Source organism: Rathayibacter sp. VKM Ac-2801 (assembly GCF_009834245.1).
Classification (GTDB): Bacteria; Actinomycetota; Actinomycetes; order Actinomycetales; family Microbacteriaceae; genus Rathayibacter.
The window spans coordinates 232,586-246,486 of sequence record NZ_CP047183.1 but is presented as its reverse complement, the minus strand read 5'-3'; the positions used below and the strand labels follow the sequence as shown (position 1 = coordinate 246,486).

Genomic DNA, 13,901 nt, shown 5'->3' with positions numbered 1-13,901 from the left:
ATCGCGCGGCCGTCAACCCCGTCCCCTCTGCGGGGGTGAGAAGTACCGTCGAGAAGACGTCCCCGGAACCATCGGCGGACGTCGACGGACGGAGACGACCATGACGGACACCGCGCGAGCGACCGGCTTCCACACCTTCACCCCGGTGCGGGCGCTCCGCAAGGACCAGCCGGTCGAGCCGCGTCGCGTCCCCGACTCGGTGTCCGTCGATCCCCAGGCCGTCATCGGCTGCCGGATCGACGTGAGCGGCCGCTCCTTCGTCGTCGAGCTCGACATGGCCGGCATCTTCCTGCGCCAGGTGCGGAGGAGCCTGCGCGAGGGCCAGGGCGGACTCGTGCTGCTGCGCCATGTCGACGGGATCGAGATGATCCCCTTCACTCGCGCTACTCCGTTCGAGGTCTCGGACATCGTCTGCCCCGAGGGCGTCGAGCCCGCGGACGCGCGGTCGGCTCTGGGGCTCCGCGACCGCTGATCCGCGACGGGTGGCCCACCCCGGCCACGCGCCCGCCGCTGAGCGGGATCAGGCGGGGAGCGAGGCCTCGATCAGGTTGACGATCCGCGGGTCGTCGGGCTCGACCGTCGGGCGGAACCGGTGGACCGTGCCGTCGGTCGTGATCAGGAACTTCTCGAAGTTCCACTTCACCCGGCCGGCCTTGCCGTTCTCGTCCTCCGCCTTGGTGAGCTCCGCGTACAGCGGGTGCGCCGAGCGGCCGTTGACGCGGACCTTCTCGAACATCGGGAAGGTGACCCCCCAGGTCGCCGAGCAGTACGCCTTGATCTTGTCCTCGTCGCTCAGCTCCTGGAGGAACTGGTTGCTCGGGAAGCCGAGGACCGTGAATCCGCGCTCCCCGTAGCTCTTCTGCAGAGCCTCGAGCTTCTCGTACTGCGGGGCGAGGCCGCAGCGGGAGGCGACGTTGACGATCAGCCGCACGGGCGGGTAGTCGGCGAGGGTCGACGTGGTGCCGTCGATCGTGGTGAGGGGGATGTCGGCGATCGTGTCGGGCACGGAGGGCTCCTTCGGACGTGGTGCGTCGACGCTACTCCCCGCCGCCGAGGGAACCCCGAGTCGTCGAGGGAGCCCGCCGATGCTGGTTCCCTCGACGGTCCGGGGTTCCCTCGGCGCGCGCCTGCCTCCACCATGGGGGGATGGCCGCCTCGCAGCAGATCGTCTCGGTCGGCGGGCGGAGGCTGCGGCTGACGAACCTCGACAAGGTCGTCTACCCGGAGACGGGCTTCACCAAGGCCGACGTGCTCTCCTACTACGCCTCCGTCGCCTCCGCGATGCTGCCGCACCTCGCCCGCCGCCCGGTCACCCGGAAGCGCTGGGTCGACGGAGTGGGCACCGCCGAGCACCCGGGCGAGGTCTTCTTCGAGAAGAACCTGCCCTCCTCCGCCCCCTACTGGCTGAGCCGGACCCGGCTCGCGCACTCGTCGCGCGACGTCGAGTACCCGCTGGTCGACGACGTCGCCGGGCTCACCTGGCTGGCGCAGCAGGCGGCGCTCGAGCTGCACGTCCCGCAGTGGCGGGTGGGCTCCGACGGCGAGCGCCGCCCGCCCGACCGCCTCGTGCTCGACCTCGACCCGGGCGAGGGGGCGGGCCTGCCCGAGTGCGCCGAGGTGGCGATCCTCGCCCGCGACCTGCTGGAGGGGATGGGCCTGGCTCCGCTGCCGGTGACCAGCGGGAGCAAGGGGATCCATCTGTACTGCCCGCTGGACGCCTCCGCCTCCAGCGACCAGATCTCGGCGGTCGCGCACGAGCTGGCCCGCGCGCTCGAGTCGGACCACCGCGACCTCGTCGTCTCGGACATGAAGAAGACCCTGCGCGAGGGCAAGGTCCTCGTCGACTGGAGCCAGAACAGCGCGGCGAAGACGACCATCGCCCCCTACTCCCTCCGCGGGCGCCTCCGGCCCGCCGCCGCCGCGCCCCGCACCTGGGAGGAGCTGGGCGCCGAGGACCTGCGCCACCTCTCGCCCGACGAGGTGGTGGAGCGGCTGCGGAGCGGCGGCGACCTCCTCCGCCCGCTGCTCGCCGCCCGCGGCGCCGGGCTCGAGCCGACCCCGGAGCGGATGGCGGGCTTCGCCGCGACGGACGCCTCCTCCGACCGCCTCGCGACGTACCGCAGCATGCGCGACGCGTCGAAGACGCCGGAGCCGGTTCCCGAGGCGGGGTCCGCGGGCTCCTCCTCGGGCGACTCCTTCGTCATCCAGGAGCACCACGCGCGGCGCCTGCACTACGACTTCCGGCTCGAGCACGACGGCGTCCTGGTCAGCTGGGCGGTGCCGAAGGGCCCGCCGCTGGAGGGAGACCCGAACCGGCTCGCGGTGCAGACCGAGGACCACCCGCTCGAGTACGCGACCTTCGAGGGCACCATCCCGGCCGGCGAGTACGGCGGGGGCGAGGTCCGCATCTGGGACGAGGGCACCTACGCGCTCGAGAAGTGGCGCGAGGGGAAGGAGGTGATCGCGGTGCTGACCGGACGCCCGGACGGCGGGCTCGGCGGCGAGCCCCGCCGCTACGCCCTGCTGCACACGGGATCGACGGCGGGCGCCGAGAAGAACTGGCTCCTGCACCTGATGGCGGCGGGTCCCGCTCACGGGCACGGGACGCAGCGACGGGGCCGGGCGGCCGCGTCCGCCGCGTCGAGCGCTCCCCGGCCCGCACCCTCCGCCGACCGCCCGGCCGAGGACTCCGCTCCGCGCCGCCACCGCCCCATGCTCGCCACCGCGGGACGCCGGAACGACGTGGACCCCGGGGCCGCGATCGAGATGAAGTGGGACGGCTACCGCGCTCTGGTGCGGGTGCAGGGCGGCACCGCGACCCTCACGAGCCGCAACGGCAACGACCTGACCGCGGCGTTCCCGGACCTGCTCGCCCCGCTCGCCGACGCGGCCGTCGACGCCGTGCTCGACGGCGAGATCGTCTCCCTCGACGCTCGCGGGCGCCCCGACTTCGGCGCCCTGCAGACCCGCGGCGGACTGACGAAGCCGCGCGAGATCGAGGCGGCCGCCCGGTCCACTCCGGTGCACCTGATGGTCTTCGACCTGCTCGAGCAGGGCGGCGAGGACCTGACCGGGAGCGGCTACGACACGCGTCGCGCGGCACTGGTGGAGCTCGTCGCCGAGAACGAGCGCGTGCACGTCCCGTCGGTGTTCGAGGGCGACCTGGAGGAGGCGATGGCCACGAGCCTGGCTCTCGGGCTCGAGGGCGTGGTCGCCAAGCGCCGCGACTCGCGCTACCAGGAGGGCAGCCGCTCGCGCGACTGGATCAAGCTCACCCACCACCGGCTGCAGGAGGTCGTGATCGTGGGCTGGCGCGAGGGCGAGGGCGGCCTGCAGGGCTCGGTCGGGGCGCTGCTGACCGCGATCCCCGGCGCGGACGGGCTCGCCTACTCCGGCCGCGTCGGCACCGGCTTCAGCGACCGCGAGCGCCGCGGACTCGTCGACCGCCTGGCCGAGCAAGCCGCCGACGAGCCCGCCGTCTCCGTCCCGCCGCTCGAGTCGCGGGGCGTGCACTGGGTGTCACCCGTCCTGGTCGGCGAGGTCCGTTACCGCGAGCGCACCGCCTCCGGAACCCTCCGCCAGCCGGTCTGGCGCGGCTGGCGCGCCGACAAGGCGGCCGAGGACGTCCGCGTGGAGGAGCCGGGGAGCTGATCCTCCCGCGTCCCGACCGAGGTGCCCGGGAACGCGGCTCGCGCCGCCGATCCGCTGCGGTCCCGGGCACCTCAGTCCAGGCGCACCCCGCGCAGAAGCAGGAGGGTCGCGCCGACCGCGGCGCCGGTGCCGATGAGGACGCCGCCCGCTCCGGCCGCCGCCGCGAGGACGCCGAGGAGGCTGGGCAGGGCGATCAGCCCGAGGCGGTTCCCGGCCAGGCGCAGCGCGAGGGCACGGCCGTGGCGGTCGGCGGGGGTGCGCTCGATCAGCCAGGACATCGTGATGGGCTGGCCGATCCCCAGGCCCAGGCCGAGGGCGGCGACCGCGACGAAGAGGAGCACGGTCGGCGCGGGCAGGGCGACCAGCACCAGGCAGAGCGCCGAGATCAGGATGCCGCCCACCATCACCCGGGTGCGCCCGAGCCGGGCGGTGGCTGCGCCGAGGAGGAGCCGTGAGGCCATCGACGCGAGCGCGCGCACGGTGAGCAGGGCCCCGACGACGCCGGCCGGGAGTCCGCGCTCGGCGCCGAGGGCGGGGAGGTAGACGACGGTCAGGTCGACGGCGGCGACGACGGTCGCGCTGGTCAGCAGGGCGCGCGCGAGGCCCGGCACCCGGAGGAGCCCGAGCGTCGAGCCCGGAGCCGCCTCCTCCGCCGCCGCGGGTCCGCGAGGGGACGGGCTGCGGATCCCCGCCGTCGAGACGAGCAGCAGCACCGCGAGGATCCCGCCCACGAGGAACAGCGGCGCCGGGTCGGGCCGCACCGAGCCGCCCGCGAGCACCGGAATGAACGCGGGCCCGATCGCCTGGCCGAGCGACGCGGCGAACGTGTAGTAGCCGAAGCGGCTGTCGAGCCGCGTCCCTCCGGTGCCGCCCGCGACGACGGTCTGCTGCCCGACCACGCAGCCCAGGTGCCCCGCGCCGAGCAGGGCGATGCCGACCAGCAGCCCGGCGACGCTCCCGCCCGCCAGGAGCAGCACTGCGGCCGCTCCCACCGCGACGAGCGAGCCGACGGCCATCACCGCTCGGGCGCCGACCCGGTCGACCAGCCCGCCGGTCGGCAGCGCGATCAGCAGCGGCACCAGAGCGAAGGAGGCGCCGAGCGCCCCGAGCGCCCAGGCCGGCACGTCGAGCTGGATCGCCTGGTAGACGGCGGCCGGCCGGAGCAGGAACGCGACGGCCTGGATGAGCACGGCGTGCGCGAGCAGGGACGGAGTCGCCAGGCGGTCCCGCACGCGTGCTCCTCCCCGGGGCGCTCGGCCGAGCACCCGCTCCCCCATCCTCCTCCCCTCCCGCCGCCGCCGAGTCGCCCGAGGTCTGCTCGAGCCCGGCGGCGGGAGCACGAGGGCAGAACCCTCCCGGTCCGTCCTCGTGCCCGGGTCGTCCCCGCGCGCGGGCATGCTCCCCCTTTTGCGGACTGGTCAAGACCCATACACGTATGGTCGAGTATCGAAAGCGCAAGAACGAGCGGATCGGGACTGCGCACCGGGGACACGCCGGGACCGACAGGCGCTCACGCGTCGGCCGCGATCCCGGCGTGCCTCCTTTCCGAGACGCGGGCACCGCGTCCCGGCGGTACCCGGACCACGAGGAGGAGAGAACATGAACAGAGACCATCGAGAGACCGCCGCCCGCGGCGGACTCGCGGCGCTCCTGGCGTGCGCTCTGGTCGCTGCAAGCGTCGCCCCGGCGCACGCGGCGCCGTCGGCGCTCCCCGACGCCGCGGTCAGCGCTCACGACGGCGCGACCAGCACTGCAGAAGCCGCGGTCAGCGCTGTCGACGCCGCGACCACTCCGCCCACTGCCGGCACTCTCGGCGACGCAGCGACCGTCGACCTCCCGTCGACCAGCAGGGAGCCCCTCACCATCACGGCGGAGGACGCGCCCACACTGTCCATCCGGCTGCCCGCCGGAGACGGAGCCGTCGCGGGGTCGACCGAGCACCCTGGAGTCCGCGTCTACGACAACGGCGACGGCTCGACGACCGTGCCCGTGGTGGCAGGCAGCACCGTGCGCATCCACACCGTGCTGCGCGACCGGACCGCGCCCGAGGAGTACCCCTACGCGGTGAGCATCGGCACGGGATCGTCGCTGTCCCTGACCGACGACGGTGGAGCGGTCGTCCTCGATCCGGCGGGGCAACCGCACTACCGGTTCGCGCCGCCCTGGGCGGTCGACGCAACGGGAGCGGCAGTCCCCACCTCCTACTCGGTGAGCGGGACGACGCTCCTGCAGCACGTCGACCTCTCCTCGGCCGGCATCGTCTTCCCTGTCGTCGCCGACCCCCAGCCGGTCCTCTGGCCGGGAGGGACGGGCGTCCGCTTCGACCGCGCCGAGACGCAGGCGATCGCCGACTCCGGCGACGCGAGCAGCGCCGCCGCGACCCTCTGCGGCCTGATCGGCTCCGCTCCGGGAGCTGTCGCGTGCGGCCTCGGCGCCGCGCTGGTCCTGCGGACCAAGATCCAGCCCTTCAAGGACGCCGCGAGCAACGGCCGCTGCAGCCAGATCAACATCCCCTACGGAACCGGTCCGGCACTCTGGTTCACGTACGAAGTCGACTGCTGAGAGGAGCCGTCGTGACCGCCACCACGAAGGACCTGCTGACCGCGCTCGCCGTCGGCGCCTGCTTCCTCGTGATCGCCGTGCTGGTCGGGCTCCAGCTTCCGACGCTGGTGCTCTTCCCGGTCGCCGCGTTCCTTCTCTTCTGGGGAGCGCAGACCTGGCGTCGTCGCCACTGACCCGCCCGGGAAGGCTCGTCTCCCGCCTCGAGAACCAGCCTTCCCGGGCGTCTCAGCGGCGGACGTCTCCAGCCGAGTCGTCTCCGCGCGGGGTCGGCAGCGCGTGCGCGGCCAGCGTGCCCAGCCGGTGCCGGCCGCGGAGGAGGAACCAGGCCAGGCCGATCCCGACGACCGCGGCGATCACGACGACCGCGCTCCAGCGCAGCTCCTCCCCGTAGACCTCGACGCGCGGCCACGCGAGGTCGACCGTCATCGCCGCGCCCCAGAGCACCGCGACGACGTTCACCGGCAGGCCCGCGCGTCCGAGCGAGAAGCGCCCGGGCGCGGCCGCCGGCCACCGGCCCCGGAGCCGGGCGATCAGCAGCGGCACCGTCACCAGCAGGTACGCGAGGTAGATCAGGATGACCGCCACGCTCGTCACGGCCGTGAAGATCGCCGGCGTCCCGACGTTCACCACCAGGATCAGCACGGCGAGCACCCCCACGATCAGTGCCGGCGCGACCGGGGTCCCGCGCCGCGGGTCGACGCGGGCGAGCACGCGGCTGCCGGGCAGGGCGTTGTCGCGCGCCATCGCGAAGATCAGCCGGATGCCCGCCGTGTGCACGGCGAGCGCGCACACCGTGATCGCGACGACCACGCAGAGCAGGAACACCGTCCCCAGCGGGCCGCCGAGCACCTGCAGCACGATCCGCTGCAGCCCGCCCGACGCCTGCCCGAGCGCCGGATCGGCGAGGTCGGGCGCCGAGAGGATCCCCAGCAGCAGGATCAGGCCGCCGAGGACGAAGGAGGCGGTCACCGCCCGCAGGATCGCCGTCGGCGCGGTCCGGCGCGGGTCGACCGTCTCCTCGCCGAGCGAGCCCGCGGTGTCGAAGCCGTACATCACGTACGCCGACGCGATCGCGGCGATGAGGAACGCGCCGGCGTACCCGCCCGGCGTGCTCCCGCCGTAGCCGCTCGTGTCGAGCAGCACGGTCGGCGGATGCACCACGTGCACCGCGAGCACCGCCACCAGCAGCACCGCCGCGACGAGCTCGATCAGCACGCCGACGCTGTTGATCCGGGCCATCAGCCGCACGCCGCGCGCGTTAACCGCAGTGGTGAACGCGATCAGCAGCGCACCCCAGACCACCGCGCTGACACCCGAGGACTCGCCGAGCTGGAATCCGCCCCAGATCTGCGGGAGCGTCGCCTGGTAGGCGAGCACGACGGCGGCGAGCGTGACCACGGAGGCGGTCGCCATCAGCCAGCCCGCCAGCCAGCTCACCGTCGGACCGGCCAGGCGCTTGCTCCAGTTGTAGACGGAGCCGGCGACCGGGTAGCGGGCGGCGAGCTCGGCGAAGCACAGCGCCACCATGAGCTGCCCGGCGAACACGATCGGCCAGGACCACCAGTAGGCGGGACCGCCGAGCGCGAAGCCGAAGGAGAAGAGCTGGAACGTGCCGGTCAGGATCGAGATGTAGCTCACGCCCGCGGCGAAGCTGCCGAAGCGGCCGATCCCGCGGGTGAGGGAGGGGCGGTAGCCGAACTCGGCGGTCCCGTCGTCGACGTCCTCGGTGGCGCTCATGGGGCTCCCCTCACGGGGCGCGGCCATCGCGCCGAGGTCAGGATGCCAGCCCCGCTCCTCCCGCACGACTCCCCCGAGAGGCCGTCGATCGGCGCGGGACGCGCGTCCCCCGCCGGGCGGGTCGAGCCGTCAGCCGTGCGCCCGGAGCCCCGACCGCGAGCGCTGCGGCACGAGGAGCTCGAGCAGCTCCTCCACGCCGGCGACGGGCTGCGGGTCGGCGGCGACCCGCGGACCGCTGGGACGGTACGACGGCGGGTCCGTGCACATCACGTGGCCGACCGTCCGGCCCTTCTCCCACACCGTGAGGAGGAACAGCCCGTCCCGCTCATCGGGAGCGCCGATCTCGAAGATCCGGCCCCGCACGATGGCGCACTGCGGCTCCTTGCGCGCGAGGCGCACCCAGAACGGAACACTGTCGTTCATCCCGACCGTCCTCTCCGGCCGGCCCGCGGCCGTACCTGTGGCACGACGGTCTGCGGCGATCGTGTCGTCATCGGCCCGTCACCGTCACCGTACGTCCGGCTCCTCGGAGTGATCAGGGGATTCACTCCGAGGGTCCGGAGTGGTAGCGATCGGTCCGCAGATGAGTCCACCTCTCCCATAGCTCTGGGGCGGCGCACATGTTAACGTGAACACTGCGCCGTTCCCCCCGGTCCGACGCCCCTCCCCTGACGGAAAGGTCTCGACGATGAGACGACGCTCCCCGGAGCCCCCTGCCGCCGCGCCTCGGCGCCGCGTGCGAACCCTCCTCCTCTCCGCACTCGCAGGCACGAGCGTCGCCCTCACCGGCGCCCTCGTCCCCGTCTCGGCTCAGGCCGTCGACGTGCCCGCGCCCACCGCGCACTACGACATGTCGCACGCGGGGTCCGCTCTGCTCGACATCTCGGGCAACGGGCGCAACGCGACCCTGACCGGGCTCGGCGACTCGTCGTTCGCGGACGCCGGCGGCGACCAGGTCGCCCGCTTCAAGGCGAACGGCTACGCCTCCCTCCCGCAGGGGCTCGTGACCGGCTCGGACAACGCCTTCGCGGTCGAGTACACCGTGAAGACGCAGACCACCGCCAACCAGTTCGGCTGGGTCATCGGCGACGGCGTCGGCCCGTGGAACACCACGCAGCTCGGCAACCACGTCTTCGTGAACCCGCGGAACCCCGACGGCTCGCCCAGCGGCCAGGTGCTCGCGGGCATCCGCGTGAAGGACTCCGGCAACGGCGAGACCCGCATGCCCTTCGGCGGCACGCTCAACCCCGGATTCACGACGCTCACCCTCGTCGGCACGGGCACCGGAGCGACCACGACGCTCACCCTGTACCGCGACGGCACGCAGATCTCCACCGTGACGACCGCCAAGTCGATGGCGAGCATCGTCCCGACCGGCTCCACGCTGGGCTACCTCGGCCGCTCGCTCTACCAGGGCGACGCCCTCGTGACCGCCGACGTCGCCGACGTGAAGTTCTGGGACACCTCCCTCACCGCCGAGCAGGTCGCCTCGAGCATGCCGACCGCCGCGGCGAAGGCGTCCGCGACCTCCGCCCTGCTGCGCTCGGACATCCAGCCCGTCCTGCTGGCCGGCAACCCCTCGCTGACCCAGGTCTCCTCGAACCTGACGCTGCCCGCCTCCAGCAGCGGCGTCCCGCTCACCTGGACCTCCTCGAACAGCGCGGTCGTCTCGACCACCGGCGTCGTCTCGCGCTCGATCGCGCAGAACACCCCGGTCACCCTGACGGCGACCACCGCTCAGGGCGCGACGATCGCCTTCGACGTCGTCGTGCTCGCCCCGAGCATCAACGACGACCTCGACGCGCTGAAGCTCGCCACGCGCACGACCGAGAACCTCCCCCTCGCGGTGAAGGGCGCCAAGAACGGCACCGACATCACCTGGACCTCCTCGGACCCGGCCCTCGTCACGCCGACGAGCACCTCCTACGCGCCTCCGGCAGTCGGCGCGGCCGACCCCTACCGCGGCGGCGGCGTCGTCACCCGCCCGGCCTACGGCTCCGGGGACAGGACGGTCACCCTCACCGCGAAGGCGACGCTCAACGGCGTCACCGAGACCCGGGCCTTCACGCTGACGGTCGCCGAGCTCGGCCGCACCGCTCCTGACGCGGGCTACGCCTCGGCGTACTTCAAGTCGGACGGCGACGAGAAGATCTACCAGGCCGCGACCTCGGGCAACGACTTCTTCACCTTCTCGCCGGTCAACGGCGGCAAGGCGGTCATCACCTCGACGACCGACACGAAGGGCCTGCGCGACCCGTTCATCCTCCGCTCGCACAACGGCGACAAGTACTACATGGTCGCCACCGACCTCTGCATCTCCTGCGGCACGAGCTGGGGCGACGCCCAGTCCAAGGGCAGCCTGAAGATCGAGGTCTGGGAGTCGACCGACCTGGTGCAGTGGACCCGCACCAACGGCGTCGACACCGGCATCACGGTGAACCAGCCGGCCGCCGGCATGACCTGGGCGCCCGAGGCGTACTGGGACGACGCCCTGCAGTCCTACGTCGTGTTCTTCTCCTCGCGCCTCTACTCGGACGCGACGAAGACCAACAGCGACAAGCTCTACTCCCGCGTCTTCTCCGTGATCACCCGCGACTTCCGCACGTTCACCGCTCCTCCCGCCACCTGGCAGGACACGGGCTACGCGCGGATCGACTCGACGATCACGAAGATCGGCGACTACTACTACCGCTTCACCAAGAACGAGGAGGGCGGCGCCGCCGGCACCCTCGAAGCCGGCAAGGACATCTTCCTCGAGAGGTCGAAGGTCCTGACCGCCGGGACGACCTCCTCGAACTGGAGCGCCGACCCGAACACCACCTGGCAGCTCACCGACACCCGGATGACCTCGCTCGAGACCGGCCAGGCCGGTGAGGGACCCGAGATCATCAAGCTGAACGCGGGTGACCCGAACGACACCACCGGCACGGGCGACGGCTACGCCTTCCTCGTCGACAACTACGGCGACGGCGGCTACAAGGCCTTCCTCACCTCCGGAGCGGCCATCGCCGGCAGCTCGCAGACGGACCGCCTCTCGCAGTCGGCCGACTGGAACGTCTCGCCCAAGAGCCGCGCCGGCCTCCCGGCCAGCCCGCGGCACGGTGCGTTCGTGAGCGTCCCGCAGACGGTCCTCACCGCCATGAAGAACTGGACCGGCGTCACCGCCGTCGACTCCACCACGACCCTCACCGCCGACGGCCGCACGGTCACGGCGACGGTCGCGGCGGCAGACAAGGGCGACGTCGTCGGCTCGGTCACCTTCACCGGCGGCTCGTGGACGTCGACCGTCCCGCTGACCGGCGGCACGGCGAGCGTCTCGGTCCCGGCGGACGTGACCAGCGTCACGGCCTCCTACACCGGCTACGCGGACAAGCTGGTGCGCACTTCGGCCTCGGCCGCGGTGTCGCTGGACACCCTCGAGCTCGTCCCGGCCGTGTCGACGCGCTGCGTCGCCGGCAAGATCGTCCTCACGGCGACCGTGAAGAACACCGACACCGCTGCCGCGGACGTCACGATCGCCTCGGCCTACGGCTCGAAGTCGTTCACCGCGGTCGCACCCGGCTCGTCCGCCTCCGCCGCCTTCACCACCCGCCTGGCCTCGATGCCGGCCGGCACGGTGACGGTGACCGGATCGGCGACCGGCCAGCCCGCGTTCACCGCGACGGTCCCCGTGGCCGCTGCGCGCTGCTGACGCGCTGACGACGAAGGGCCCCCTCCCGCGCGAGCGCAGGAGGGGGCCCTTTCGTCGTCCCGCGAGACGCCGGTCCGGTACGCGACACGCCGGTGCAGGCGTACCGGAGCGGCATCTCGCGGAGCGGGTCAGACGGTGGGAGCGAGCAGGTCCGCGTGGTGGACGGCCGCCACGTTCGGGTGGGCGCGGAGCCGGTAGCGCAGCGCGTTCTCGCCGTAGGTCTCGAGGATCGGCGCATTCGTCGGGTCGACCGAGAGCCCGGACTTGAGCTCCTCGGGCAGCGGGAGCGAGGGCATGGTCGCCGAGAGCGCGGGGTTGAAGAAGAACGGGATCGAGATCCGGTCCGTCCCGATCAGCGGCGAGATCACGCGGTGCAGCGTGGCCTTGAGGTAGCCACCCGTGGCGAGCTCCAGCATCTCGCCGATGTTGACGACGAACGCTCCCTCCTTCGCCGGCGCCTCGATCCACGAGCCGTCGTGCTCGACCTGCAGGCCGCCCTTGCCGGGCTCGACCAGCAGCAGCGTGAGCACGCCGCCGTCGCGGTGCGCGCCCACGCCCTGCTTGGGCTCCGGGTCCGAGGTGCCCGGGTAGCGGACGACCTTCACCAGCGAGAACGGCCGCTCGGCGAACGCCTCGTCGAACACGTCCTCCGGGGCGTCGAGGGCGACGGCCCAGGTGCGCAGCAGCCGGATCGCGACCGCGGCGAGCTCCGCGTGCCAGCGCTCGAAGACCTCGCGGAACTCCGGCAGCGCCTCCGGCCAGAGGTTGGGCCCCTCGAGGCGCTCGTAGTCGGCGACGTCCGGTCCGCTCGGGACGGCCGGGCGGTCGATGCCGATGTCGACCTGCTCGCGGTAGTCCACGTCGCCGTTGGTGAGCTCGGCACCGAAGCGGGTGTAGCCACGGAACTGCGGGCTGAGGGTGTTCTCGATCGCGAGCTTCTCCTCTTCCGGCAGGTCGAAGAAGCGGCGCGAGACGGCGACGACGTCGTCGAGGAGGTCCTGGGGCACGCCGTGGCCGACGAGGTAGAAGAAGCCCACGTCGTGCGTGGTCTCCCGGAGGTCGCGGCGGAAGGCGGCGGCCTCCGCCTCCCCCTGGTCGAGGCGGGACAGGTCGAGGATCGGCAGGGAATCGGTCATGCACCGACTCTCGCGCACGAACCTGCACAGCAGTCGATTGTTACGACAACCAAAACGGCGGGCCCCGTCACAGCGCGGAAGAAGTTCCTCCGCGCCGCGACCGGGCCCGCCGTGAGCGCCGAGTGTTACGGCGTGGGCATGCCGCCGTTGACGTGCAGCGTCTCGCCGATGACGTAGCTCGACTCCGGGGAGGCGAGGAAGACGTAAGCGGGAGCGAGCTCGGCCGGCTGGCCCCAGCGTCCGAGCGGCGTCTGCGAGCCGACCTCGGGCAGCTTGTCGGACGGCTGGCCGCCCGCGGTCTGCAGCGGCGTCCAGATCGGACCCGGGGCGACGACGTTCACGCGGATGCCCTTGGGCGCGAGCTGCTGCGAGAGCGCCTTCGAGAACGTGTTGATCGTGGCCTTCGTGCTGGCGTAGTCGACCAGCATCGGCGAGGGCGAGTACGCCTGGATCGACGAGGTGCTGATGATGGCGGAGCCCGGGGCGAGGTGCGGCACGGCCGCCTTCGTCATCCAGAACATCGCGTAGACGTTGGTCTTGAAGGTCTCGTCGAACTGCTCGTCCGAGAGCTCGAGGAAGTCCTCGACGTGCTGCTGCTTGCCGGCGTTGTTCACGAGGATGTCGAGGCCGCCGAGGCCCTCGACGGCCTGCGCGACCGCGCCCACGGCGAAGTCGTGGTCGGTGATGTCGCCGGGGATGGCCACGGCGGTGCGGCCGGCCTCCTCGATCAGCGCGACGACCTTCTTCGCGTCGGACTCCTCCTCGGGGAGGTAGACGATCGCGACGTCGGCGCCCTCGCGGGCGTAGGCGATGGCGACGGCCGCACCGATGCCCGAGTCTCCTCCGGTGATGAGCGCCTTGCGGCCGGCGAGGCGGCCGGAGCCGCGGTAGGTCGACTCGCCGCGGTCGGCGGGGTCGTCCATCTTCGAGTCGAGGCCGGAGCCCTCCTGGTACTGGGCCTCCGTGTCGATGTCGGAGAACATCGCGGCGGGGTCCTGGAACGTGTACTGGTCTTTCTGCGGGGTCTGTTCGTTCTGCGAAGTCATGTCTCCGACGCTAGGCGCGGGCGATCGGCGGCCGCGCCTGCTTGACAGCCCGGATCCGGAAGGACACAGCAGGCGTTC

11 protein-coding genes are annotated in these 13,901 nt (G+C 72.7%); 5 read left to right on the top strand and 6 right to left on the bottom strand.

The window, feature by feature from the left end:
* Nucleotides 1-100: 100 nt before the first annotated feature.
* A complete protein-coding gene (locus tag GSU45_RS01105) occupies nucleotides 101-472 on the top strand; it encodes a hypothetical protein (RefSeq protein WP_159911980.1) in 372 nt (123 codons plus the stop codon).
* 48 nt (nucleotides 473-520) lie between these two features.
* Here GSU45_RS01105 and GSU45_RS01100 read toward each other — a convergent pair whose 3' ends face one another.
* Entirely contained in the window at nucleotides 521-1,006 is a 486-nt protein-coding gene (locus tag GSU45_RS01100; protein WP_244248169.1) for a glutathione peroxidase, read from the bottom strand.
* A 140-nt stretch (nucleotides 1,007-1,146) separates the two neighbouring features.
* Between GSU45_RS01100 and GSU45_RS01095 the strand changes: the two genes are divergently transcribed.
* Entirely contained in the window at nucleotides 1,147-3,651 is a 2,505-nt protein-coding gene (locus GSU45_RS01095) for an ATP-dependent DNA ligase (RefSeq protein ID WP_159911978.1), read from the top strand.
* A 71-nt stretch (nucleotides 3,652-3,722) separates the two neighbouring features.
* Here the strand turns inward: GSU45_RS01095 and GSU45_RS01090 are convergent, their stop codons facing one another.
* A complete protein-coding gene (locus tag GSU45_RS01090) occupies nucleotides 3,723-4,883 on the bottom strand; it encodes an MFS transporter (protein ID WP_244248168.1) in 1,161 nt (386 codons plus the stop codon).
* Nucleotides 4,884-5,250: 367 nt separating this feature from the next.
* Here GSU45_RS01090 and GSU45_RS01085 point away from each other — a divergent pair, with 367 nt between their 5' ends.
* Together GSU45_RS01085 and GSU45_RS01080 are read left to right on the top strand one after the other, a co-directional pair.
* A complete protein-coding gene (locus GSU45_RS01085) occupies nucleotides 5,251-6,213 on the top strand; it encodes a hypothetical protein (protein ID WP_159911974.1) in 963 nt (320 codons plus the stop codon).
* A gap of 11 nt (nucleotides 6,214-6,224) precedes the next feature.
* The gene (locus GSU45_RS01080) at nucleotides 6,225-6,386 is read left to right on the top strand and encodes a hypothetical protein (RefSeq protein WP_159911972.1); all 162 of its coding nucleotides are present in this window, start codon (nucleotides 6,225-6,227) and stop codon (nucleotides 6,384-6,386) included.
* Nucleotides 6,387-6,438: 52 nt separating this feature from the next.
* Here GSU45_RS01080 and GSU45_RS01075 read toward each other — a convergent pair whose 3' ends face one another.
* Nucleotides 6,439-7,950, bottom strand: coding sequence for an amino acid permease (locus GSU45_RS01075; RefSeq protein ID WP_159911970.1), 1,512 nt, complete (start codon nucleotides 7,948-7,950; stop codon nucleotides 6,439-6,441).
* 129 nt (nucleotides 7,951-8,079) lie between these two features.
* Nucleotides 8,080-8,373 (bottom strand): hypothetical protein, encoded by a 294-nt coding sequence (locus GSU45_RS01070; RefSeq protein WP_159911968.1) that lies wholly within the window; start codon nucleotides 8,371-8,373, stop codon nucleotides 8,080-8,082.
* Nucleotides 8,374-8,686: 313 nt separating this feature from the next.
* Between GSU45_RS01070 and GSU45_RS01065 the strand changes: the two genes are divergently transcribed.
* Nucleotides 8,687-11,641, top strand: a complete 2,955-nt coding sequence (locus GSU45_RS01065; protein ID WP_244248167.1) for a glycoside hydrolase family 43 protein — start codon at nucleotides 8,687-8,689, stop codon at nucleotides 11,639-11,641.
* A gap of 128 nt (nucleotides 11,642-11,769) precedes the next feature.
* Here GSU45_RS01065 and GSU45_RS01060 read toward each other — a convergent pair whose 3' ends face one another.
* A complete protein-coding gene (locus tag GSU45_RS01060) occupies nucleotides 11,770-12,777 on the bottom strand; it encodes a 2-oxoglutarate and iron-dependent oxygenase domain-containing protein (protein WP_159911964.1) in 1,008 nt (335 codons plus the stop codon).
* Nucleotides 12,778-12,902: 125 nt separating this feature from the next.
* A complete protein-coding gene (locus GSU45_RS01055; RefSeq protein WP_159911962.1) occupies nucleotides 12,903-13,823 on the bottom strand; it encodes a glucose 1-dehydrogenase in 921 nt (306 codons plus the stop codon).
* Nucleotides 13,824-13,901: the final 78 nt, after the last annotated feature.